The organism is Vibrio sp. VGrn 2, assembly GCF_009361695.1.
GTDB lineage: Bacteria > Pseudomonadota > Gammaproteobacteria > Enterobacterales > Vibrionaceae > Vibrio > Vibrio diabolicus.
Genome location: NZ_RBWD01000003.1, coordinates 161,244 through 184,189, shown reverse-complemented (window position 1 = coordinate 184,189; position 22,946 = coordinate 161,244). Strand labels below are relative to the sequence as shown.

The 22,946-nt window shown below is 45.9% G+C and carries 20 protein-coding genes; 10 read left to right on the top strand and 10 right to left on the bottom strand.

Annotated features, from left to right (window positions below):
• Positions 1-56 precede the first annotated feature (56 nt).
• Together D8S93_RS07290 and D8S93_RS07285 are read left to right on the top strand one after the other, a co-directional pair.
• Entirely contained in the window at positions 57-1,577 is a 1,521-nt protein-coding gene (locus D8S93_RS07290) for a winged helix-turn-helix domain-containing protein (RefSeq protein WP_152812643.1), read from the top strand.
• A gap of 131 nt (positions 1,578-1,708) precedes the next feature.
• Entirely contained in the window at positions 1,709-2,608 is a 900-nt protein-coding gene (locus D8S93_RS07285; protein WP_152812641.1) for a hypothetical protein, read from the top strand.
• Positions 2,609-2,709: 101 nt separating this feature from the next.
• On the opposite strand, the gene treC is transcribed toward D8S93_RS07285, so the two are convergent.
• The 4 genes from treC to gmhB form a co-directional block, all read right to left on the bottom strand.
• Positions 2,710-4,395 (bottom strand): alpha,alpha-phosphotrehalase, encoded by a 1,686-nt coding sequence (gene treC / locus D8S93_RS07280; RefSeq protein ID WP_152812639.1) that lies wholly within the window; start codon positions 4,393-4,395, stop codon positions 2,710-2,712.
• An 87-nt stretch (positions 4,396-4,482) separates the two neighbouring features.
• A complete protein-coding gene (gene treB / locus D8S93_RS07275) occupies positions 4,483-5,907 on the bottom strand; it encodes a PTS trehalose transporter subunit IIBC (RefSeq protein WP_005391342.1) in 1,425 nt (474 codons plus the stop codon).
• 176 nt (positions 5,908-6,083) lie between these two features.
• The gene (treR, locus tag D8S93_RS07270) at positions 6,084-7,031 is read right to left on the bottom strand and encodes a trehalose operon repressor TreR (protein ID WP_047010145.1); all 948 of its coding nucleotides are present in this window, start codon (positions 7,029-7,031) and stop codon (positions 6,084-6,086) included.
• Positions 7,032-7,134: 103 nt separating this feature from the next.
• Positions 7,135-7,686, bottom strand: coding sequence for a D-glycero-beta-D-manno-heptose 1,7-bisphosphate 7-phosphatase (gene gmhB / locus D8S93_RS07265; RefSeq protein ID WP_048626100.1), 552 nt, complete (start codon positions 7,684-7,686; stop codon positions 7,135-7,137).
• Between the two features lie 341 nt (positions 7,687-8,027).
• Between gmhB and metN the strand changes: the two genes are divergently transcribed.
• Genes metN through D8S93_RS07250 form a run of 3 tightly spaced genes read left to right on the top strand, consistent with a single transcriptional unit; the run spans position 8,028 to position 10,571 of the window.
• On the top strand, positions 8,028-9,062 hold the full coding sequence (metN, locus tag D8S93_RS07260) for a methionine ABC transporter ATP-binding protein MetN (RefSeq protein ID WP_005391353.1): 1,035 nt from the start codon (positions 8,028-8,030) through the stop codon (positions 9,060-9,062).
• Entirely contained in the window at positions 9,052-9,729 is a 678-nt protein-coding gene (locus D8S93_RS07255) for a methionine ABC transporter permease (RefSeq protein ID WP_005391355.1), read from the top strand. Before metN ends, D8S93_RS07255 begins: the two co-directional genes overlap by 11 nt.
• Positions 9,730-9,761: 32 nt before the next feature.
• Positions 9,762-10,571: a MetQ/NlpA family lipoprotein gene (locus tag D8S93_RS07250; RefSeq protein ID WP_005391357.1), complete on the top strand. Its 810-nt coding sequence runs from the start codon at positions 9,762-9,764 to the stop codon at positions 10,569-10,571.
• A gap of 116 nt (positions 10,572-10,687) precedes the next feature.
• Here D8S93_RS07250 and D8S93_RS07245 read toward each other — a convergent pair whose 3' ends face one another.
• Both D8S93_RS07245 and syd read right to left on the bottom strand, forming a co-directional pair.
• On the bottom strand, positions 10,688-11,464 hold the full coding sequence (locus D8S93_RS07245; protein ID WP_005391359.1) for a Zn-ribbon-containing protein: 777 nt from the start codon (positions 11,462-11,464) through the stop codon (positions 10,688-10,690).
• Positions 11,465-11,466: 2 nt separating this feature from the next.
• The gene (gene syd / locus D8S93_RS07240) at positions 11,467-12,012 is read right to left on the bottom strand and encodes a SecY-interacting protein (RefSeq protein ID WP_152812637.1); all 546 of its coding nucleotides are present in this window, start codon (positions 12,010-12,012) and stop codon (positions 11,467-11,469) included.
• Positions 12,013-12,120: 108 nt separating this feature from the next.
• On the opposite strand from syd, the gene queF reads away from it, so the two are divergent.
• The 5 genes from queF (at position 12,121) to xni (ending at position 19,585) form a co-directional block, all read left to right on the top strand.
• Positions 12,121-12,966, top strand: coding sequence for an NADPH-dependent 7-cyano-7-deazaguanine reductase QueF (queF, locus tag D8S93_RS07235; protein ID WP_005391365.1), 846 nt, complete (start codon positions 12,121-12,123; stop codon positions 12,964-12,966).
• A gap of 165 nt (positions 12,967-13,131) precedes the next feature.
• Positions 13,132-15,414, top strand: coding sequence for a tetratricopeptide repeat protein (locus D8S93_RS07230; RefSeq protein ID WP_152812635.1), 2,283 nt, complete (start codon positions 13,132-13,134; stop codon positions 15,412-15,414).
• 98 nt (positions 15,415-15,512) lie between these two features.
• Complete coding sequence (locus D8S93_RS07225) at positions 15,513-17,078, top strand: sensor domain-containing diguanylate cyclase (protein ID WP_053808743.1); 1,566 nt, start codon at positions 15,513-15,515, stop codon at positions 17,076-17,078.
• 290 nt (positions 17,079-17,368) lie between these two features.
• Complete coding sequence (ppnN, locus tag D8S93_RS07220) at positions 17,369-18,745, top strand: nucleotide 5'-monophosphate nucleosidase PpnN (RefSeq protein WP_005391372.1); 1,377 nt, start codon at positions 17,369-17,371, stop codon at positions 18,743-18,745.
• 57 nt (positions 18,746-18,802) lie between these two features.
• Positions 18,803-19,585 carry a flap endonuclease Xni gene (xni, locus tag D8S93_RS07215; RefSeq protein ID WP_005391374.1) on the top strand — a complete coding sequence of 261 codons (783 nt, stop codon included), beginning with the start codon at positions 18,803-18,805 and terminating at the stop codon, positions 19,583-19,585.
• A 108-nt stretch (positions 19,586-19,693) separates the two neighbouring features.
• Here the strand turns inward: xni and rlmM are convergent, their stop codons facing one another.
• Genes rlmM through D8S93_RS07195 form a run of 4 tightly spaced genes read right to left on the bottom strand, consistent with a single transcriptional unit; the run spans position 19,694 to position 22,694 of the window.
• Entirely contained in the window at positions 19,694-20,785 is a 1,092-nt protein-coding gene (gene rlmM / locus D8S93_RS07210) for a 23S rRNA (cytidine(2498)-2'-O)-methyltransferase RlmM (RefSeq protein WP_319802971.1), read from the bottom strand.
• Entirely contained in the window at positions 20,782-21,180 is a 399-nt protein-coding gene (locus tag D8S93_RS07205) for a DUF423 domain-containing protein (protein ID WP_005391376.1), read from the bottom strand. Before D8S93_RS07205 ends, rlmM begins: the two co-directional genes overlap by 4 nt.
• Positions 21,170-21,793 carry an alpha/beta family hydrolase gene (locus tag D8S93_RS07200; RefSeq protein WP_152812633.1) on the bottom strand — a complete coding sequence of 208 codons (624 nt, stop codon included), beginning with the start codon at positions 21,791-21,793 and terminating at the stop codon, positions 21,170-21,172. Before D8S93_RS07200 ends, D8S93_RS07205 begins: the two co-directional genes overlap by 11 nt.
• Positions 21,774-22,694 (bottom strand): transcriptional regulator GcvA, encoded by a 921-nt coding sequence (locus D8S93_RS07195; protein ID WP_005391378.1) that lies wholly within the window; start codon positions 22,692-22,694, stop codon positions 21,774-21,776. Before D8S93_RS07195 ends, D8S93_RS07200 begins: the two co-directional genes overlap by 20 nt.
• Positions 22,695-22,946: the final 252 nt, after the last annotated feature.

Genomic DNA, 22,946 nt, shown 5'->3' with positions numbered 1-22,946 from the left:
TTTCGCGCTCCAATCGCTATATAATATTTCGCCATTTCCAAATAACGCGGTGCGGTATGCGCGATTTTTTGCAACAAGCCAAACAAACTCACAGTTGTATTACGATTGGCGAGTTGGTCTATAATCCGAAGACACAAACTCTTCATCAAGACACTGTCGCGATTGATCTCGAACCTCGTACCATTGAGTTATTAGAGCTGCTGCTAACCAGCGTGGGACATCCGCTTTCTGCCGATACCATTATCAAAACTATTTGGCAGAGCAAATTCATCTCTAAGAATGTACTCACTAACCGCATTAGCACCTTACGTGCGCTGCTACAACAGCATCTCCCCGAGTACGATGCGACTAAGCTCTTGGTCACTTATCCTCGCAAAGGTTACTTTCTAAACCCAGCGAATATCCGTTTAGTGCCACCAGCGAAAAACCATCGACGCGTTATCACAGCTCAAGTTACGAACCGTAAGAACATCAAGCTGATTTTTGCTTATAGCTTATGTGCCGTACTTACGGTTTGTAGCGTGACGCTCGCAAGCTTGTTATGGCAACGCCAAGAGATTTCAACGCAACAAACACGTCATCAGTTACTTATCCCCAAAGTCGAACTGCTGCTCAACCGTGTCGATGCGATTGGCTCCCAAGCAAGAAAGTATCGCATACTGGTCAAAGCCATCTTGCTGCAACAACAGGTCGAATATCCATACACCGACATCGCCAACCAAGACGCTCCCAGTTACTTTCTTGATCCTATCGGTCATACGCCGTATTTCCCTGGCGCGCGAAACATGCAGACCAGTGATTACGAACTCAACATAGAGTTAAAAGACGGCGCAGAGCAAGGCACCTTGAAAGCTCAGATGAACCTTATTTATCCTGCGACAGGGAAACTGGCGTTTCGCAACGAATACACACTGCGCTTATCCGACCTACAATCGGATATCTTCCAAATTCACTCAGATGTCGCGCAGTACTTCAACTTGCCTGCACCTTCAGCCAGTACATGGCAACTGTCAGACGTTCACCAAAAAATGCTGTTTGAGAATGTCTTTTCTAACCAGCCTCTCCAACAAGCTGATGAGTTTGCAGCTATCACAACCGCAAGGCATCTCGCTTTGTACGAGCAAGAACCTCAAAAGCTGGAGGCGTTTTTGACGCAAGTGCAGTCGTCGTTCGATGTTTTGCCAGATGAGCTAAGCCTCTGGTTAGGCGTATTGCATTTCAAACTAGGTAACCTAGACCGAGCAAAAGTTCTGCTGACCACTCCAGATGGCGACTCACGTATTCAAAACGCGCTGATTTATACGTTTGTGTCTCACATCGCTTATAAACAAAACAAACTCGAACAGTTCCGTCTCAACTACATGGAATCACTGGTGGCACTGCTGCGCGTTTTGCCTTCCGAGACATTGTTTGAACGTCTTTCTCAATCTGAATCGAAAGAGACTTGCCTTCAACCATGGAAAACGTTGCATGTCAGTTTGACCGATCAAGAAATTATCAGCCGATGGAAAGCGCTCATCAACGAGTATTGCACCAACGTAGCTAACGAAATAAGACCAAATAAAACAAAGACCTAAATATAAAATTAAGCTTTCGTTAAGCCCTATTAGCTTTTGTTTTTTGCCCTTTTTAGCTCATTAAACTTAGCATGCTCGCATTCAAGCAACGGCCCAACATGAAGCGGCCTAATCAATCAGGAATGTAAACCATGCTAAACAAAATGACGCTTATCGCAGCAGCAACTCTGGCTCTTTACGGCTGTGGCGGTGGTTCATCTTCTGGCAGTGCTAATCCAAACAAAGTGCCTCAAGAAAGTTTCGACATCGCGATTCAAAACTCAATCTTCGCTCCCACGCCAAGCACACAACTAAACTACGCGTTTAGCCTGGATGGCCAACCTGAAGGCGAGATGAAACTGAGTTTCCAAGCGATGGATAACGAGCAATTGTTGGCAGCATTGGCACAAATCCCAAACAGCGAAGCAATGGTCCAGTTGGTTAATGACTTGGTGAACTACGGCGCCAAACAGTTCTACTATTCTGACGAACAGTACAACGACGATGAAGAGGGCAATACGCTTTATTTTGCAGGCTCTGATGGCGCACTTCATGAAGTCACCGACGCTTATTCCATTAACCAGCAGTTTGTTGCCATGCTGATGCACAGCAGCCCTATTTTCCGTCTCAACGGTGACGACGTAAAAGAGAAAAGCCCGAACATTGATATCGGTGAAGAGACCATATCTCTGCAAACCACTCTAACAGGCTACGCAGTTCACAACCTACTAGACAGTTTTGAAGATCATGAGTGGGTGCAAAACCTGCCAATGACAGCATCTTGCCAAGTGGTTTGGCAGCAGCAAATCCGAGAGACTGGCGTACGTAAAACGTTCTCAATTTCAAGCAAGAAAATTGAAGCGGCGTACCTGACGGAAGAGAATACTTACAACCTAAACTGCGATGATATGGACTCAATGGAGTTCGCCACTTCGGCAGAACGTTGGTTTAACCCGAGCTTAGGTCTGATTGAGCAAATCGAACTGCTAAAAGTACAACAAGTACAAGTCAATGAAGAGAAAGTGCTGCTAACAGCAATTGAAACAAAATAAGCCTGTACTCCACAAGTATCTCGCATCTCAATAAAAAAGGCTTTGGGGAGCACACCAAAGCCTTTATCTCGAACATCAATCTTAGGGGGTGACACCCGAGTTTATTCTTCTATCAATAAAATACGAGTTTCGTAAGGTCGTAATACTTGATGGTTTGACGCGACTGCACTCGCTGAGTTTTGATAGTTGGATAGCAAGTTTTTCGCTTTACTCATATCAAAACGCTCTGGCAGAACGCATTCCACCTCTTCAGCGTAGTAGTTGTTGATACACAGCAGCGTTTGTTTGTCGTTCTGGCGAGCGTAAGCAAAAATGCGTTGATGATCTGGCAATAAATCTTCATAACGGCCATCGGTGATCGCCGAAACCTGTTTACGTAGCTCAATTAAACGTTTGTAGAAATAGAACACCGAGTTTAAATCAGCAACCGCAGCTTCTGCGTTGATTTCAGAGTAGTTCTGCGCCACTTCAAGCCACGGTGTGCCTTCGGTAAAACCGGCGTGCTTTTGGCTGTTCCATTGCATTGGCGTACGTGAGTTATCACGCGACTTCTGCGCCAAAATCGCCATCATCTCCTCGTGTGATACACCATCGCGGTTAACCATGATGTCGTACATGTTGGTGCTTTCTACGTCGCGGTACTGGCTGATCTCAGTGTAACCTGGGTTGGTCATGCCAATCTCTTCCCCTTGGTAAACATAAGGTGTGCCTTGCATCATGTGTACAGACGCCGCCAGCATCTTGGCAGATTCGACGCGGTATTGTTTATCATCGCCTAAGCGGCTTACCACACGAGGTTGATCGTGGTTACACCAGAACAGCGCGCCCCACCCTTTGCCATTTAAGCCCGTTTGCCAATGGTTGAAGATCTGCTTTAACTGAATGAAATCAAATGGCGCTTTGGTCCATTTTTCACCATTCGGATAATCGACTTTCAGATGATGAAAGTTGAACACCATGGATAGCTCTTTGCCGTCTAGCGAAGAGTATTGCTGGCAGTGCTCTAGCGTGGTGGAAGACATTTCACCCACCGTCACGCTGCCGTACTTTTGGAACACGGCTTCGCTGATTTCTTGCAGATATTCGTGCACGCGAGGACCATCAGTATAGAAACGACGGCCATCGCCAATATCATCGCTTGGGAAATCTTGTTGTTTAGAAATCAGGTTGATGACATCAAGACGGAAACCATCCACGCCTTTGTCTGCCCAGAAGCTGATGACTTCTTTGACTTCTTCGCGCACCACTGGGTTTTCCCAGTTCAAATCCGCCTGCTCTTTAGCAAAAAGGTGCAAGTAGTACTGCCCTGTCGCTTCATCCAATTCCCAAGCATTGCCTCCAAACTTCGATTGCCAGTTGTTGGGCTCTACGCCATCAACCGGATCTTTCCAGATGTAGTAATCACGGTATGGGCTGTTTTTGTCCCCTAACGCGGATTGGAACCAATGATGCTCAGTCGAAGTATGGTTGACCACGATGTCCATGATGATTCGAATGCCCAGCTGATGAGCCTCTGCCAACAGGGTATCGAAATCTTGCATCGTGCCGAACTCGGGGTTGATCGAGTAGTAATCGGAGATGTCATAACCGTTATCAACCATTGGAGACTGATACACTGGCGTCAGCCAAATCGCATCCACACCGAGATGTTTTAGATAATCCAGTTTAGAAATGATCCCTTTAATATCGCCCGTGCCTTTACTGCCGCTGTCACAAAAGCTTTTTGGGTAAATTTGATAGATGGTTGCGGTTTTCCACCAGCTCTCATCATGCTTGGTCATAGCCATTTCTAACACTCACTTACCAGTAATCGGAAACTTAAAATTTGAAAAGAAAAACAGGAGGAGGCAGCCAAGTCACTGCCTCAAATTGAATTACGCGTTTGCCGCTTCAAGCTCACCTTTGGCTTGTGCACGCTTATAAAGAAGTAACGTTAATGCAGCGGGTACCACCATCGCGACCAACATCGCCAAAGCAAAGATGCCCCAGAACTGCGGCTGGATAGATAAGATGCCCGGCAAGCCGCCCACACCGATACCGTTCGCCATGACGCCCGCACTACCACAGATAGCAGCAGCACATGCACTACCGATCATCGCACTCAACATTGGGAACTTGTATTTCAAGTTGATGCCGTACATCGCCGGCTCTGTTACGCCAAGGTAGGCAGAAATCGCTGCTGGCACTGAGATTTCACGCTCATCCTGCTTTTTACTGATGATAATGATGCCAACCACTGCCGATGCTTGAGCAATGTTCGATAGTGCAATCAAAGGCCAAATCGGCGTGCCACCCAATTCTTGCATCAACTGCAAGTCAACGGCGTTGGTTGTGTGGTGGATACCTGTTATCACAAGTGGCGCGTATAAGAAGCCGAAGATGGTTGAACCAATCATCGCGAAGTCACCCGTCATGGCTGCTTTTGCTGCGAAAGCAACGCCGTCACCCAACATACGACCGAATGGGCCAATGATAGAGTGCGCAAGAATCACAGACACAATGATAGAAACAAACGGTACTACTACTAGGTAAAGGTAAGACGGAATGATGCGTTTTAAGCGTGTTTCGATAAACGCTAGTGCGATACCTGCTAACATCGCGGGAATCACCTGCGCTTGGTAACCGACTTTCTCAATCGCAAACAACCCAAAGTCCCACACTTCAGGTACTTGCTTACCAATCAGGTAGGCGTTCATTAACTGCGGCGAAACCAAAGTTACACCAAGCGTGATACCCAGAATCGGTGTACCACCGAGCTTTTTCACGGTCGACCAACACACACCAACGGGTAGGAAGAAGAAAATCGCTTCACCAATTAACCATAGGAATGAGTGAACAGTCGCCCAAAACTGACTGATTTCCGTTAGGGTTTGACCATCAAACATTTTGATGTCGCCAATCACATTACGGAAACCAAGAATCAAACCACCAGTAATGATCGCAGGCAACAGTGGTACAAAGATTTCTGCAAGGTGGGAAATACCACGCTCAACGATATTCATGTTTTGGCGAGCAGCATTCTTGGATTCGTCTTTGCTCGCTTCACTTTTACCGCTAAGCTCGATCAGTACTTTGTAAACCTCATCAACTTCAGTGCCGATGACGACTTGGAATTGACCTGCGTTGGTAAAGCAGCCCTTCACCATCGGTAATGCTTCTAACTGTTTCGTGTCTGCTTTGTCCGTATCGTTTAGAACAAAACGCAAGCGAGTTAAACAATGGCTTACACTGGCAATATTGTCCGGCCCCCCGACCAGCTCAATAAGACGCTCCACGTCTTTACGCGCAATCTTACTCATAACTTTGTCCACCCTGTATTGGATACATTCGATTCATCATTTTATTTTTATAAATGGGAACATTCCCATTTCTTAATTTTAATATTGCCATTCAAAGACAAAAAACAAAATGGGAACAGTCCCATTAATTGAGAATGATCACAGTATAATTTTAGAGCAAACCGTTGTAGTGTGGATTAGCGGCAAATAGGTTGTTGAGTGAAGTGAACGACTTCTTCATCGCCATTCAATTGATTAATCAGCATTTTAGCGGACTTTTCACCCGCAAGGGTATAACCAGGATCGACACTAAATACTTTAGGGAAAAGGAAAGACAGCAACTCGTTACCACCCACGCCTGTCACGACCACGTCTTCACGACCTAACTCTTGAAGACGCTTGATTACGCCCAATGCAATGGTATCGCTGGCACACACAATGGCTTGCGTGTCTGCATTGAGAACGTGGTCCACCAGCTGATAAGCACTTTCATGGCTAAGCTTACCGGTTTGGAAGCAAGGCGTAAGTTGCTTGCGCTGACACCAAGCTTTGTAAGCATTTAAACGAGCCAAGCCTGTGGTTTTATCTTCGGGATCAACACCAATATAAGCAATGCGAGATAAAGATTGCTGCTCAAGGTGAGACAAAGCCATGTCTATCACGCCTTGGTTATCATAATTGATGGAAGAGACGTTATCGGTATCCATCGCAATCACCACAATGCGATTGCCCCACTCAGCTAAGGCTTGCTCATCGCATCCAGTAAAGCCAAATACAATCACGCCATCCACATTGCGACGCTTAAGCACACTCAAGTGCTCATTGGTTTTGTCTCGGTCAAACTGACTCTCCATGATCACCGCATCATAACCAGCGGAATACAATGCATTGAGCATTGTACCAACGGCGCGATTTTCTGATGGTGAGTCCAGACGGGAGATGATAACACCAATGACTTTTTGGCTACCGCCACGCATTGATTGCGCAGATTTGGACGGTACATAACCAGATTCACGAATGATTTGCTCTACTTTCTCTCGCGTTTGAGGTTTCACTTTTGGATCGTTGGTAAGCACACGGCTTACTGTTGATTTGCCAACGCCTGCCAATTTCGCGATATCAAGAATGGTGAGTTTTTTGCTCATAAGTGATCAAAATAGAGTGGATGAATGCTTAGGTGACTGAACTTTAACAGTAATAAGAGAAAAGGGAAGCAAACGCTTCCCTTAAATATGCGAATTGTGCAGATTATTTCTTTAGATATGCAGGCACGTCAGCAACACTATCAAGCACAACCGTTGCTAATGCTTCGCCTTGCTCAGTAACAGGCTTACCTGTGCGCACCAAAATCTTGGTACCAACGCCCGCGGCTTCTGCTGCCATCATGTCTTCGGCTTTATCACCAATCATCACAGATTTTTCCATGTCGATTTTCAAGAAGTCGCGAGCAGAGATAAACATACCAGGTTTAGGCTTGCGGCAATCACAATCCTGCTTGTAATCGCCAATGCCATGTTCAGGGTGATGTGGACAGTAGTAGATACCATCAAACTCAACACCATGATCAACAAAGTTCCAGTCCATCCATTGAGTCAGAGACAAGAAACGGTCTTCACTGAATTTACCACGTGCGATGCCCGATTGATTCGTCACTAGCACTAAGAGGTAACCTTGATCTTTCAGCGCTTTCGTCGCTTCAAATACACCATCAATGTACTCAAAATCATGTTCGTCATGAACGTAGCCGTGGTCAACGTTTATCACGCCATCACGATCGATAAAAACAGCAGGTTTTGCCAAAACATATTTCTCTATTAACTCGGTTTAATCAGATTATTACATACCTTATAAACTTCAACACTATCTAATTCGTTCTAGGCCTCGACAAAACAGTTGATTTGTTGGGCAAGAATCGGTAATTCTGAGTGGGCTCTCCACTTATCTTCTCCTCGTAACTTACTCCTCATTCTCTTCAAAACAGAACATCCATACATTTAGACGTCTAGACGTAAAAATATCTATTGACTTCATTCTGGTTAACCCATAGCATCAACTGAGAAGTGAGATAAAGCTCAACATTAAGTTCTGTCAAAGGCCGTTTTTGACAGCGAAGTTCCCCGTATCTTTGGGCAGGTTGAAACATGATAGAAATAAAAAACGTCAATAAAGTGTTCTACCAAGGCAGTAAGGAAATCCTTGCCCTGAAAGACATTAACCTACACATCGCCAAGGGCACCATCTTCGGTGTTATCGGTTCATCTGGTGCTGGTAAAAGTACGCTGATCCGCTGCGTAAACATGTTAGAAGCACCAACATCTGGCTCCATCATCGTTGATGGCATTGATTTAACAAAACTCAGCAAAAAGCAGTTGGTCGAAACGCGCCGTAACATCGGCATGATCTTCCAGCATTTTAATCTGCTCTCGTCTCGTACTGTGTTTGATAACGTGGCGCTACCACTGGAACTGGCAGGCAAAGACAAATCGCAAATCACAACAAAAGTCACTGAGTTACTAAAACTTGTTGGCTTAGCCGACAAACACGAGAGCTACCCATCGAACTTAAGTGGCGGCCAAAAACAACGTGTGGCGATTGCTCGCGCATTGGCATCCGATCCAAGCGTACTACTGTGTGACGAAGCCACTAGCGCACTGGATCCTGCAACGACTCAATCTATCCTTGAGCTATTGAAAGAGATCAACCGCAAACTCAACATCACGATTCTACTGATTACCCACGAAATGGAAGTGGTAAAAAGCATCTGTCACGAAGTGGCGATCATCGGTGGTGGTGAGTTGGTGGAGAAAGGCACCGTTGGCGATATTTTCGCGCACCCTAAAACGGAGCTGGCGCACCAATTCATTCGCTCAACGCTGGATCTATCCATTCCTGAAGATTACCAAGCACGTCTGCAAGCAGAGCGTGTTGATGGCAGCTACCCGTTGGTTCGCTTAGAGTTTACTGGCGCAACCGTCGATGCACCGTTAATGTCGCAAATTTCTCGTAAATACAATATTGATGTGAGTATTTTGAGCTCCGATCTTGATTACGCTGGCGGCGTGAAATTCGGCATGATGGTCGCAGAGCTATTTGGTAACGAAGAAGATGATAACGCAGCATTGGAATACCTGCGTAAGCACAACGTAAAAGTAGAGGTACTTGGTTATGTCCTTTAACACAATTTCTGAATGGCTGAGTTTAAACAGCAAACTACTTTTAGGTGCAACGTGGGAAACGCTTTACATGGTTGCGGTTGCCGGATTAGTCGGCTTTGCCGTGGGTATTCCATTAGGCGTAATCCTCCATATTACTAAGAAAGGCGGCCTACTTGAAAACACCAAACTAAATAGCAGCTTAGGCGCTGTCGTTAACATTGGTCGTTCTGTGCCATTCCTCGTCCTGATGGTTGCGATTATTCCAGTGACAAAAATGCTAGTTGGAACCTTTATCGGTACAACCGCAGCAATCGTCCCACTGACTATTGGTGCCATTCCGTTTGTTGCCCGTCTTATTGAAGGTGCTTTGTTAGAGGTACCAACAGGCTTGGTGGAAGCGGCACAATCAATGGGGGCGACACCAACACAGATCATCACAAAAGTTCTACTACCTGAAGCAATGCCGACTATTGTTAACTCAGTAACGATCACCTTAGTCACTCTCGTTAGCTACTCGGCCATGGCGGGTACGGTAGGCGGCGGCGGCCTCGGCGACGTAGCCATCCGTTACGGTTTCCACCGCTACGATGTAACTATCATGGCTGTGACTGTCGTGATGCTGATTGTTCTAGTACAGATTATTCAGTCTATCGGTGACGCAGTGGTGCGCCGTGTAGACCACAGATAAGCATTGAAAATACAAATTATAAGGAGATAAAGATGAAATTTAGCCTTAAAGGTCTTTTGACTGTAGCAACGGCCGCTTCTGCTCTTGTTCTAGCGGGTTGTGGCGACAAAGAAGTAGACGTAAATAAAGTAAAAGTTGGCGTTATTGCTGGTGCTGAAGCACAAGTTGCCGAAGTTGCAGCTAAAGTAGCAAAAGAAAAGTACAACCTAGACGTTGAATTAGTAACATTTACCGATTACGTAACCCCAAACGCCGCTCTGGATGATGGTTCAGTAGACGCGAATGCGTTCCAACATAAACCATACCTAGACCAACAAGTGAAAGACCGCGGCTACAAACTGGCTATCGCGGGTAACTCATTCGTTTACCCTATTGCTGGTTACTCTAAGCAAGTGAAGTCAATCGATGAAATCCAAGATGGCGCACGCATCGCAGTTCCAAACGATCCAACGAACCTAGGTCGCTCACTACTGCTTCTTGAGCAACAAGGTTTGATTACGCTGCGTGATGGCGTTGGTCTACTCGCTACAGTACGTGACATCGTAGGCAACCCTAAAAATATCGAAATCATTGAGTTAGAAGCGCCACAACTTCCACGTTCATTGGATGACGTAACGCTATCTATCATCAACACCACTTACGCAAGCTCTATCGACCTATCGCCAGAGCGTGACGGTGTGTTTGTTGAAGATAAAGACTCACCATACGTAAACCTAATTGTCGCTCGCGAAGAAAATGTTAATGCGCAAAACGTACAAAACTTCGTAAAAGCTTACCAAACGGAAGAAGTTTACGAAGCGGCAAAAGAGCTGTTCAAAGGCGGTGTTGTGAAAGGTTGGTAATCCCACTTTTCTAAACCGTACTGAAAATATAGTCTGAACATAAAAGGGCTGATGTGAAAACATCAGCCCTTTTATTTCTCTATCTAACCATTTAAGTAACCTCAATTAGTAATTAGTTACTTAAGGTGGTCCCAAGAGATATTCGACACAATTCGGCAGTCATCACACTTAAAGTGAAATATGTCATGTAGTGGCTCATCGAGTAGCCACTCTCCACCGCATTTGGGGCACTTGCGCGCTTTCTCGCTCTCCAGCGACTGACCGCCCACGCGATACTGGTAATAGTAAGTTGGAACCTTGGTGATGTATTCGATACGCCCACGTAAGTCCCAACCTCGGCGAAACAGCACACTGTCCACATCGCAAATCTCGTGCAGCGCCGCATGCTCTGCACGGCACCCGCCAGCCATTTGGATTTCATCGCACGCTTGCCATTCTGTCTGCCATTTGATGACGGCTTTATGGTCACCATTTAGCGTCGGCTCATTGCGGTACAAAGGAATCGGCAACAACGTTTCCCCACTGCGCAATGGCGAACACGTATGAACATAAGTCGTGTACAACACTTGCCAGCTGGGGATCTCTTCTTCGGCCGCTTGTTCTGAATTTAAATCACGGCCAAGCATACGCATTTTCGGTGCAAGCAAAGACGCGTCTGACAAACGGTTCATGCACACTTTGACAAAATCTGAGTGATAACGTGGATGCAAACTGTCTTGCTCTGGGCAAACGACACGAACATAAAACTCGCCATCTCCCATCACTATCGGGAATTCTCGGCCTAGTACTTGGCCGTTATAACGCAACGCATCCATCAAGCCATTAATGGCTTTGTCTACCGCGCTGACGGTGGTGTTATCAAAACACTCAAACTGCAACTCAACAACGTACATATTTAGACAGCGGCCTCTAACTTGCTCAAGAACTCAGCCAATGAATCCGCCAGCACATCGCGTTTAGACGTACCTAAACGCTCTAAAATCACATTACCAGTGAGGTTACAAATCGAGATCACATCCATTTCCTCATCTGTCGCTGCAATAAATACTGTTGGTTTAAGTTTCAAGCGGCGCTGCGTCACCAAATGACCAAGAATATTTTCTTGTAGGCGCACGAAATCGTCATCGCTCCACACTTGCAGCAGCGCCAACGAATTACCTTGCCAAGTTGCCTCCATATCGGCGCAGTATTGAGAACCATAAAAGGCTTTTACATCATCTTGCAGTGACAACTCAATCGCATTTTCCACATTAGTGAAATCGGCCATCTCATTACGCGCGACCGCTTTCCAAAGCACCTTTCCATCACGCTTCTCTTCGACACAAGGAGAAACAAGATCTGCAAGCTCTTCACTGCTTGGCAACTCATTATATTTAGCTTGCCAAGCTTGTTGGTAGCGCAGGCTGAACTCTTGTAGCGCCTGAGTAACGTTTTGGGTCATGAAGGTCTCCTCATTCCTTATTTATCAGATAGCCGTGTTTGCCGGATGGCAATTGACCAGCGGATTCAGTAAAATTCTCGCCATTCTAATCGAAAACGACCACAAAGTATGAGCAAATATTCTGACGCTAAAGAGCTTGCTGGCCTAACACTAGGTAAAAAGACCGAGTATGCGAACCAATACGACCCAAGCTTGCTGCAACCAGTTCCTCGTAGCCTAAACCGAGATGACCTTCAGTTAGGCGACAGCCTTCCTTTTATGGGCCACGACATTTGGACGCTGTACGAGCTCTCTTGGTTAAATAGTAAAGGCTTACCACAAGTGGCCGTTGGCGAAGTATACATTCCAGCCACCAGTGCAAACTTGATTGAGTCGAAGTCTTTCAAACTGTACTTAAACAGCTACAACCAAACCCGCTTTGCAAGCTGGGAAGAAGTTGAAGAGCGTTTAACGCAAGACCTATCTGAATGTGCCGGTGAAAAGGTGTTGGTCGAGGTGAACCCGGTTACTCACTACACCAATCAGCCTATTGTGACAATGGAAGGCGAATGCATTGATGACCAAGACATTGACATCACCAGTTACGATTTTGATGCCGATTTGCTTGAAGGCGCAGCAGGTGAAGAGCAAGTGGAAGAAATCCTACATAGCCACCTATTGAAGTCAAACTGTTTGATCACCAATCAACCCGACTGGGGCAGTGTAGAAATTCGCTACCAAGGTGCGAAAATAGATCGCGAGAAACTGCTGCGTTACTTGGTATCTTTCCGCGAGCACAACGAATTTCACGAACAATGTGTTGAGCGTATTTTTACTGATCTAATGAAATACTGCCAACCAAGCAAACTGACCGTATTCGCCCGCTACACGCGCCGTGGTGGCTTGGACATCAACCCGTACCGCTCAACGGAACAAGACAAGCCAGATCACAACCACCGCATGGCTCGTCAGTAATCGCGTTAGTGACAGAAATAAGTTCGGTAATCTAAAGGGTTACCGGACGTTTTTATTATCCAAGCATGTTACTATATCAAATGGCTTCAACCTGCATTTACGGGGCTTGTTGAGGTCTTTTACCGTTATCCGCCATATCTAAAAACAGTTCGAGGGAACGAAAGGATGTTTTGGGACAGTTCGCGTCTATTCAAGTTGATTGGCTTTCTTTGCTTGCTGTTTGTACAGCCGCTTCACGCGACCATTTTATCGTCCGCGTTACTCAACGAAGCACAACAATTGGCGGAAATAGAGCCATCACAAGCAAAACAAGCGGCAACCAACTACTTGTCACAACGTGAGCTAACGGAACGCAAAGAGAGTGACAGCCCTTCTGCTATGTCTCGTGACGAGACCGATCGTAGCGTTCGCACACCAAGCAGCACCATCGAAGCACACAAGATTATCGCTCAGGCAGACTACGCCATGGGTAACGTTCGTTCGGCTATCGAACACCTAAACAAAGCCGAGCGCTTAGCGCAAGAATATCAATTGCCGTACATGGACTTAGATCTCCAGCTGATGCGCAACCAAATGATTTGGATGTACGACAAAAACTATTCAAAAGCGGAAGACACGCTTAACCAAATTGAGCAGCAACTCGATGAAGCTGATGCGGTATTGCAACGTACCGACAGCGTTCGCTATCGATTAGTGATGCAAAGAGCGCTCCTCGCTTCACATAGTGGCGATCTGATTAAAGCGGAAAGTTTGTATTCTCAAGCCAAAACTATGCTTGAAGACAGCCGATCTGACTTAGCCTTGATCGACTATTACACAGCCGTCGGCGAGTTTTATCTGAATAGCAAGAAATACAATTTGGCTTTGTCGGAACTGCTTTATGGTTATTGGCAATCTATTGAGAGTGACAGTGGCGCAAGGTTAGCAAAAGTTAATCGCCTGTTGGCAAGACTCTTCCAAGAGCGTCGAGTTTACGACAAAGCGATCGAATACTTATCTCAAGCCGCAGACTTCTATGACTCCTACCCTAGCTCTCCCATCCTAGCGGATGTCCTTGAGCAAATGGGTGACATTTATTTTTACCAAGGCAAGTTTAACCTTGCCTTAGTGCACTACTTCAACGTGCTGGACCATGAAAGCACCAGTAAGAACATTAATCGGATCATTAAGATTCGCTTAAGCTTAGCGGCTACCTATCTGCAACTCTACAACTACGCGCTAGCTGAACAATACCTAGACCGTTCTAAAGAGCTTTTAGAATACACTGACATTCCTAAGCTTGAAGCAAAGGCAGCGTTGCTTCAGTCAGGCCTGGCTTATCATCAAAACGACAGTAAAAACGTCATTACCAATGCAAAGCTGGCGTTAGCACTTGCTGAAAAGTCACCTGAAAATAACAACTTCATTAAGCAGCAGTCTTACCGCTTACTCGGGCTTGGTTACGAGCAGGCAGGCGAATACCAACTTTCTCTGCAGGCTTATAAGAAATACACCAACCTTGTGCGTTTAGAGCAAAAACAGCTCAACCAAATCAGTGAGGATGCATTCCGCCAACAAAAAGAGTTTGCTGAACAAACCATCCACTATATCGGCCAATCGGAACGCCTTGAGCAAGTGGAAAGGGAACACCGCAAATTCCAGAAAATCTCATTCGCATTGTTTATTACTGTGTTGGTGATGTTTTTGTTCATTATGCGCCGCGGCGTGATCATGCAACGCCAAGCAAGTGAAATCGAAAAACTGCGTAATGATCTCTTCACTCACTCTCGTTCCCGTTTACGTAACTTGCGTATGCTGAACGTGAAGCTGTCTCGCTCATTGAAAAAGTCGAGCGAAACTTTCGAGCAATGGCAAATGGGCGAATTGATCCACGAGCCACTTAACGATCGCCTGCGCTTTGTCATGATCGACTTGCCATTCCTACGAAGCATGTACGTCCATAACGGCTATAAGGATGGTCTAGAACTAGAACGTGCATTTGGCGACTTCCTTGCGGAAAAGATAGAAAAACCGTCGCGTCTTTACCATTTCTCAGATGCAAACCTACTCTATATCGAGCCGAACGCTGACCGTGATGCTTCTGCCGAAGTCATGTTCGAGAAATTCCAGACTTGGGTGGATGAGTTCGCTCAGCAGCACAACGTCAACCGCATTATTCGCATGGGTATCAGCGATTATCCGTTCTTACCACGAGCCTACACTGCAATTAACGACGAGGAATTACTCGATCTGTTGCTGCTTGCGACTCACATTGCGCGAGAAGTCAGCTTGAAGGATAAGCAAAGCCACTGGGTTTTCTTGAAAGCCATCGATAACGCACCCGCCGCGAGCTTTGCAACGGGTAACATAAGAACCGCCTGTCAGCATGCCATTAGCCAAGGCCTGATTAAGATCCATTCGTCCTACAAGAATGAGGACGACATCAAGAAAATATTAAAAAATGGATAATTAAACGCCTGTTAGACATAATAACTAATGACGCTATAACGTTTTTTGTTATTATCGGATAATTGTCAGTAGTACATGGACTTAACCGTAGTCACTTCATGGGAATCTTGGAATCCGATATTCAGTCGCAGCTTCATCAGCTGAGTTGTCAACTTGACCAACTCAGACTGACACATCGTGATACTTCACTCAAATTCAAACGTGAACAACAAGTTCTTAAACGCGTTGTGGCATCATTGTCTTCAGCTTGCCAGGGTTCGAATACCCAGGTATCCAATTACCTGTTTGAAATCCAACAAGAGCTGCAACATCAAAAAGATATCAGTACTCTTATCCCACGTTTAGCGGTATTAGAAAGAATGCTCAAACAGCAGTCGAAGACGATGGACAAACAGAACGGCTACCTAGACGAACAAATCAAACACAGTGGTGAAACACTCCAACGTGTCACAGGTTTACCTGCGCAGTTAAAACGTGAACTACGGAACTTAATGAGTTTCTCAGAAGCTCATGCCAGCAATAAAGCCGATCAAGCCACTAAGCTACTGAGCATTTACGAACGCGCTCTGAAAATCATCACTTCCAACTCGCGTTTGCATCTCAGTGAGTTTGAGAATAATCCTGATAAGTCTCAACTTGAGTGCTTAGCCAGCGATCTACAACATACCATCACCGAGCTGGATTTTGAGGGAGAAACGGGAGATAGGTTGCTCGATATTCGGGCTAAGCTGCTTCTTGGCGTGAGTGCAGAATCTCTCATTGAGCTTACGCTCTCAACGCTGAAATTGGTTGTCGAAGCAACCAAGTTTGAGCGCGAAGCGTCTAGCCAATTCCTTGATCAGCTGAACACTTCTCTCGCAAGTAACCTAAAAACCGTTCATCAGAACGTCGACCAACATCATACCTACTTTGAGCACCGTCAAGAGCTCAACACAGAAATGAACAGTCTGGTTGAATTGAGTCAACTATCCCTCGACCAAGCTCAAGATCTAGCGGATGTAAAAAAAGAAATCGCCCCGTTACTTGCGAAAATGGCGTCGCTGACAGAGCGACTTAAAATGACGGAAGAACGAGAACAAGCGCTGCAAGAGCGTTTGAATTACAGTAAGAACCAGCTCGAAGCCGTGTTTGAAACCACCCAAGATCATCGTCGACGCTTAGATGACCAAGCTCAGCGCATGTTGCTCGACCCTCTGACTAAAGTCTATAACCGCACCGCATTTAATGATCGACTAGAGCTAGAGTATCGCCGTTGGATTCGCTCTCAACAGAACCTGCGTGTAGTGTTGTTTGACGTTGATAACTTCAAAGCGGTGAATGACAGCTATGGCTATACGGCTGGTGATAAAGCGTTGAAGATCATCGCTCGCACCATTAATAAACGCGTATCAGAAACTGAGACGGTAGCTCGCTTTGGTGGTGAAGAGTTTATTTTACTCGTTCCAGAACAATCTGAAGAATACACACTGGATCTCATTAAACATATCCAGCGTGATATTAGCCAATTGCCATTTAAGTTCCGTGAGCAAAATATCATGATCACCCTAGCGGCAGTGTCGACCTCTTTTAAAGAGTCCGATACGCCAGAGTATGTACTCGATCGACTCGGCAAGATGCTTGCGGACGCTAAAAAACGTGGAACAAATCAGCTTAACTGGAGCTAGATTTCGTACAAAAAGCGAACAAACAAACCAGAATTGGCGCAATTTACGCTTTATAACCACCCATTTTCAACGAGTTATCACATTTCTTCCCTTTCAGTCTGCTAAGCTGTAAAAACCCAAGTCACTTCAAGATGATGCATTTACAGAACGCGAATGTACCATCTTGAGGTTGCTTGGGAGTCAATAACCATAAAACCAAATCGGCCAACTGCCTTTCATCAAACCATACGTATAACCCAAAAAGGTGAGTTGGTACTTTCCCTCAAAATAATGCAACACAAGGAGGCGTTATGATTACCCATATAAGCCCCGCTGGTAGCATGGACTTGCTATCTCAATTAGAAGTAGAGCGCTTAAAAAACACGGCCTCGAGTGAACTTTATCAACTGTACCGCAACTGCACGTTAGCGGTGTTGAACTCCGGCAGTCATACCGATAACTCGAAAGAGCTGCTCGATAAACACCAGTCGTTTGATGTCAACGTAGTGCGCCGCGAGCGTGGTATTAAGCTTGAGCTGACTAACCCACCTGAGCACGCCTTTGTCGATGGCGAGATAATTAAAGGTATCCAAGAGCATCTGTTCTCCGTGTTACGCGATATCGTTTATGTCAATATGCATTTAGCAGACGCACAACGACTCAACCTGACGAACCCAATTCACATCACTAACCTCGTGTTCGGTATTCTGCGTAATGCCAGAGCACTCACACCAGGTATCGAGCCAAACCTCGTCGTGTGTTGGGGTGGTCACTCTATCAATGGCGTGGAATATCAATACACACGTGAAGTCGGTAACGAGCTTGGCTTGCGTGAACTTAATATCTGCACGGGTTGTGGCCCTGGTGCGATGGAAGGGCCAATGAAAGGTGCCGCTATCGGACATGCGAAGCAGCGTTATACTCAGCAACGTTATCTTGGTTTAACCGAGCCTTCGATTATTGCAGCCGAGCCACCAAACCCAATCGTGAATGAGCTGGTTATCATGCCAGACATCGAAAAGCGTTTGGAAGCCTTTGTACGTATGGCGCATGGCATTGTGATTTTCCCTGGTGGTCCGGGTACTGCAGAAGAGTTGCTGTATATTCTTGGCATTATGATGCATCCAGACAACGCCGATCAGCCAATGCCTATCGTGTTAACTGGACCAAAAGAGAGTGAAGAGTACTTCCGCTCTATCGACGAGTTTGTTCGCGATACACTTGGCGAAGAAGGTCAAAAGCATTACGAGATCGTCATTGACGATCCGGCAGAAGTGGCACGTATCATGAAGCGCTCCATGGACTCTGTACGCCTTCACCGAAAAGAAAAAGGCGATGCTTATAGCTTTAACTGGTCATTAAAAATCGAGCCTAACTTCCAGTTACCATTCGATCCAACTCATGAGTCGATGGAGCAATTGGATTTAAGCTTAGATCAAGAACCTCAAGTCTTAGCGGCCAACCTGCGTCAAGCCTTCTCAGGTATCGTGGCTGGTAACGTCAAAGCCGAAGGCATTCGAGAAATCGAACGTCGAGGCCCTTTCACCATTCACGGTGATCCTGTGCTAATGAAAAAGCTCGATAAGTTACTACAAGACTTTGTCGAACAACACCGAATGAAATTACCTGGCGGTTCAGACTACGAACCGTGTTATCGCATCGCTCACCCAGAAATTGGTGGTCGATAGTCAGGCTAGCATTCGTTACACTAGGGGCATTACGCCCCTTTTTATTGCTAAGTCATTATGTCTATTCATCTTGTTATTATTGATGCCCTAAACCTGATCCGCCGTGTGCACTCTGCACAACCGGATCCAACCGACATAGCAAGAACCATCACCACGACACAAAGAACCCTCACTCGCATTCTGTCAGAAGCCAACCCGACACACATCATCGCGGTTTTCGATCACCATGAACAAGACAGAGGGTGGCGAGCTGAGATTCTTCCAGACTATAAGCAAAATCGAAAACCAATGCCGGAACCACTGATGCAAGGTCTAGATGCGATTCAGCAAGCATGGTGGGAACAAGGTATTGATTCATTGCTTTCTGAAGGCGATGAAGCGGACGACTTGGTTGCTACTCTCGCGACGAAAGTGGCCAGTCATGGTGAAAAAGTCACCATCGTTTCTACGGATAAAGGCTACTGTCAGCTGCTTTCTCCTACCCTACAGATCCGTGATTACTTCCAACATCGTTGGTTAGATGAACCGTTTATCGAAAAAGAGTTCGGCGTAAAACCAAGCCAACTGGCCGATTATTGGGGGTTAACGGGGATCAGCTCTAGCCAAGTGCCGGGGGTTCCGGGCATTGGACCAAAAGCGGCGAAAGAGATTCTTACTCAGTTTGAGAATATTGAAGCAGCCTACGCCAGTGAAGACCTCGCACCGAAATACCGTAAAAAATTAGACGAGCACATTGAGTCTGCACGCCTATGTAAACGCGTCGCGGCTTTAAAGTGCGACATTGAACTCGGCTTTAACTTACAGGACATTCGCTTTACAGGACCAAATAAAGCGGAATAGTGTCTGATGATGGTTTCAAACCATAAAGCTCTCAGACAATAAAAAAGCGCCATTTGAAGGCGCTTTTTTCTATTCTCGGGACTATCCCCAAATGACTCGGAGATAAAATTAGTACGGTGAAATGTTCGATAGACACTGGATATGAATCGTGATTTCTTCACGATCATGATACAAATGCTTAGCTTGTAGTCTGAACTTTACCTTATTATCAATCAGGAACTGCTTCAGGTTTTCAAGGTCTTGCAGCACCTCGTCATAGCGGCCTTTCATTGGCAGCTTAAGGTTAAAGATTGCCTCTTTCGCCCAACCTTTTAACAGCCACTGGCCCATAAGGTGAGCAACACGAGCTGGCTTTTCTACCATGTCACAAACAATCCATGTTACGTTCTTACGGTCTGGTTCGAATTTAAAACCATCCACCATATGATGCTTGATCTGGCCGGTTTCCATCAAGCTGTCTGCCATCATGCCGTTATCGACACAGTGAACGAACATCGAGCGCTTCACCAATTGGTACGTCCAACCGCCTGGACATGCCCCTAAATCGACCCCCCACATTCCTGGAGCTAAACGCTCATCCCACTCTTCACGTGGAATAAAGACGTGAAATGCTTCTTCCAGTTTAAGCGTTGAACGACTTGGGGCGTCTGCTGGGAACTTAAGGCGAGGAATACCCATGAAGAACTGAGAGTTATTGTCTGTGTAAGAATAACCGACATAACAGTGGCCAGGCTCCACAAAACAAATGTGCAGTACTGGCTTCTTCGCGTTGTCTTTGTTCAACATTAGACCTTTACCGCGCAACGCTTGACGCATTGGGACAGTAAATTTACGGCAGAATTTCAGTAGTTCTTTCGCTTCATTCGTATCCGGAGTTTCAATTCTCAAATCCCCACAGCGAGGAAACGCTTCAATGTCTGCTAGCTCATTCAAAATTGGGCTAATGCGGTCATCACTTGGCAGCGATTGAAACTCAGCCGCTACCGCAAACATTTGGCGAGCGAAGATTAACGACTTAAAGTCCAAACCTCTCGCAAGTTTGTCCGCATCTCCATCTTGGTAACACTCGAAGACAATATAACCTGAGTTTCTCTTCACACGAGGGAAGCCATACACTTCCAACTGTGTCGCTTTGTCCTGAATTTCACCAGCACACTCTTTCTCAAAGCCAGAACGGCAATAGAGCATTAGTTGTTTCACTTGGAGACCTCTTTGATATTGAACGCAGCAAAAAAGAACAGACACCAACCAATCATGAACAGCAATCCTCCCATTGGAGTAATCGGCCCAAACCACTTAATGCCTGTCAGCGCCAGTGCGTAAAGACTGCCGCTAAAACAAAAGATGCCGATGATAAAGCAAATCGCTGCAATGAAAAAATATTTTTGTGCTTTTTGTCCCAAATTCAATAGCAATAAAACCGCACAAAACACAATCGCCAACGTGTGAATAAATTGGTACAACACTCCGGTCTCAAATACGCCAAGTAAATACGGAGCTAGCTGAGCTTTTAGCCCATGTGCAGCAAAGGCTCCTAGAGCGACAGAAACCAGCCCAGACAGACCAGAAAATGAGAGTAACCACTTACTTTTCACGGTGCACCTCTTTGATAAACGCCGCTAACTGCTCTACCGCGAGATCGATGTTACCCGCCTCGGTATGGCCTGAGCTCTTGCGCGGTTTAAAGCTGTGGTCACCATCGGGTAAAAAACTCACCTTAACTTGCGATGAAAGGACAAAGTCATCGAACTCCTCACGATTACCAAAGGTGTCTCGCTCCCCTTGTAGAATCAGCGTAGGTTTCTCAATAGTTGCTAAGTGCTCGCCTTTGTATTTCTCTGGCTTTCCCGGTGGGTGAAATGGAAACCCTAAACAGGCAATGCCCGCCACCAGCTCATTTTCAGCCAGTAAACTCGACATGCGACCACCCATTGACTTGCCACCAATGACAATAAGTTGAGAGGTAAAGTGAGCAATCACTTCTTCATAGGCTTCCAGCAGTTTTGGCGCACGATCTGGTGGGCGCTTTTTCCCATCTTCCGCTCGCTTAATCATATACGGGAAGTTAAATCGCACCACGCGAATTCCTTGCTCAACTAATCCTTTGGCAACGGCGGTCATGAAATCATGTTCCATCCCCGCTCCAGCGCCATGGGCAAAGATAAATAGAGGACCGCTTTCAGGTCCCTCAACTATCCATTGGCTCATCTAGTACTTCCTCTTGCTCTTTTCTCGCGGTCGCTAACATCCAGTCTCTAAACGTTGCGATTCGGCCCATATCTGCCTGCTGTTCATGACACACCACGTAGAATGCATTCTTAGAGATCAACACCTCGTCGAATGGCGCGATGAGTCGTCCAGCTTCCATTTCTGGCTTGGCGAGTACGTTGTTACCAAGCGCGACCCCCTGACCATGCGCAGCAGCCTGTAGCACCATCGTCGAGTGACTGAAAATAGGACCGTGGTTTACATTGATACCTTCGATGTTGTAATGACGCGCAAACTGCTTCCAGTCTTTACGCGAAGTATCATGTAACAAAGTGTGTAATTTGAGGTCACTTAGAGATTCTAATGGTTTGTTGCCTAAAAGTAACGAAGGTGAACAAAGTGGGATCAGAAACTCTTGGTACAATTTATCCGCTCGCAAACCCGGCCAATTCCCACGGCCATAATAGATAGCCACATCTACATCATCAGTCAGTGAACCTTCATCCATATCCACAGCTTTAATACGTACATCGATATCTGGCTCTTGAGCATTAAAATCGGCCAAACGAGGCACCAACCATTGGATAGCAAAACTCGGCGGTAGACTGATCGTCAATGCCCCTTTTTCACTACGTTCCAATACCTTATCTGTCGCCTCGGCAATCGAGGTGAAAATATCTTTGATGTCGAGAAAGTAACTTTGTCCTTCTTCTGTCAACAATAGCGAACGATTACGGCGACGAAAGAGCTTCAACGATAAGAACTCTTCGAGTGCTTTAATTTGGTGACTGACCGCGGCTTGAGTAACAAACAACTCTTCTGCCGCTCGCGTAAAACTGAGATGGCGAGCAGCCGCTTCGAAGACTCGAAGCGAATTTAATGGAGGCAATCTGCGAGACATATGGGACCTCAAATAGGATTAGTTTTTTTAATCTGAAACATTATAAAATGTCCGTTGTCGAACAGCCAGATAAATTCTATATTTCACCCCGCAACACGAGCCTGAACGGCTTGATTTCTTTGGAAATCAATTGGCTTCGTTGTTGCGATGTTGTGTTTGCAAACTCGTATTTCGAGTTAGGTAGATTTCTACCATAATGTTTTGTCCACACTCCCTGTGACAAAACATATACTTCCTGTATTTATTTTTGAC

Bases quoted from the DNA above. Each gene is read 5' to 3' on its own strand.
- D8S93_RS07200 (WP_152812633.1), bottom strand. From the start codon at position 21,793: ATGAGCCAATGGATAGTTGAGGGACCTGAAAGCGGTCCTCTATTTATC.
- D8S93_RS07255 (WP_005391355.1), top strand. From the start codon at position 9,052: ATGTCCTTTAACACAATTTCTGAATGGCTGAGTTTAAACAGCAAACTA.
- queF (WP_005391365.1), top strand. From the start codon at position 12,121: ATGAGCAAATATTCTGACGCTAAAGAGCTTGCTGGCCTAACACTAGGT.
- treR (WP_047010145.1), bottom strand. From the start codon at position 7,031: ATGAGCAAAAAACTCACCATTCTTGATATCGCGAAATTGGCAGGCGTT.
- ppnN (WP_005391372.1), top strand. From the start codon at position 17,369: ATGATTACCCATATAAGCCCCGCTGGTAGCATGGACTTGCTATCTCAA.
- D8S93_RS07285 (WP_152812641.1), top strand. From the start codon at position 1,709: ATGCTAAACAAAATGACGCTTATCGCAGCAGCAACTCTGGCTCTTTAC.
- D8S93_RS07225 (WP_053808743.1), top strand. From the start codon at position 15,513: ATGGGAATCTTGGAATCCGATATTCAGTCGCAGCTTCATCAGCTGAGT.
- treC (WP_152812639.1), bottom strand. From the start codon at position 4,395: ATGGCTATGACCAAGCATGATGAGAGCTGGTGGAAAACCGCAACCATC.
- metN (WP_005391353.1), top strand. From the start codon at position 8,028: ATGATAGAAATAAAAAACGTCAATAAAGTGTTCTACCAAGGCAGTAAG.
- D8S93_RS07195 (WP_005391378.1), bottom strand. From the start codon at position 22,694: ATGTCTCGCAGATTGCCTCCATTAAATTCGCTTCGAGTCTTCGAAGCG.
- D8S93_RS07245 (WP_005391359.1), bottom strand. From the start codon at position 11,464: ATGTACGTTGTTGAGTTGCAGTTTGAGTGTTTTGATAACACCACCGTC.
- xni (WP_005391374.1), top strand. From the start codon at position 18,803: ATGTCTATTCATCTTGTTATTATTGATGCCCTAAACCTGATCCGCCGT.
- D8S93_RS07230 (WP_152812635.1), top strand. From the start codon at position 13,132: ATGTTTTGGGACAGTTCGCGTCTATTCAAGTTGATTGGCTTTCTTTGC.
- syd (WP_152812637.1), bottom strand. From the start codon at position 12,012: ATGACCCAAAACGTTACTCAGGCGCTACAAGAGTTCAGCCTGCGCTAC.
- treB (WP_005391342.1), bottom strand. From the start codon at position 5,907: ATGAGTAAGATTGCGCGTAAAGACGTGGAGCGTCTTATTGAGCTGGTC.
- D8S93_RS07290 (WP_152812643.1), top strand. From the start codon at position 57: ATGCGCGATTTTTTGCAACAAGCCAAACAAACTCACAGTTGTATTACG.
- D8S93_RS07250 (WP_005391357.1), top strand. From the start codon at position 9,762: ATGAAATTTAGCCTTAAAGGTCTTTTGACTGTAGCAACGGCCGCTTCT.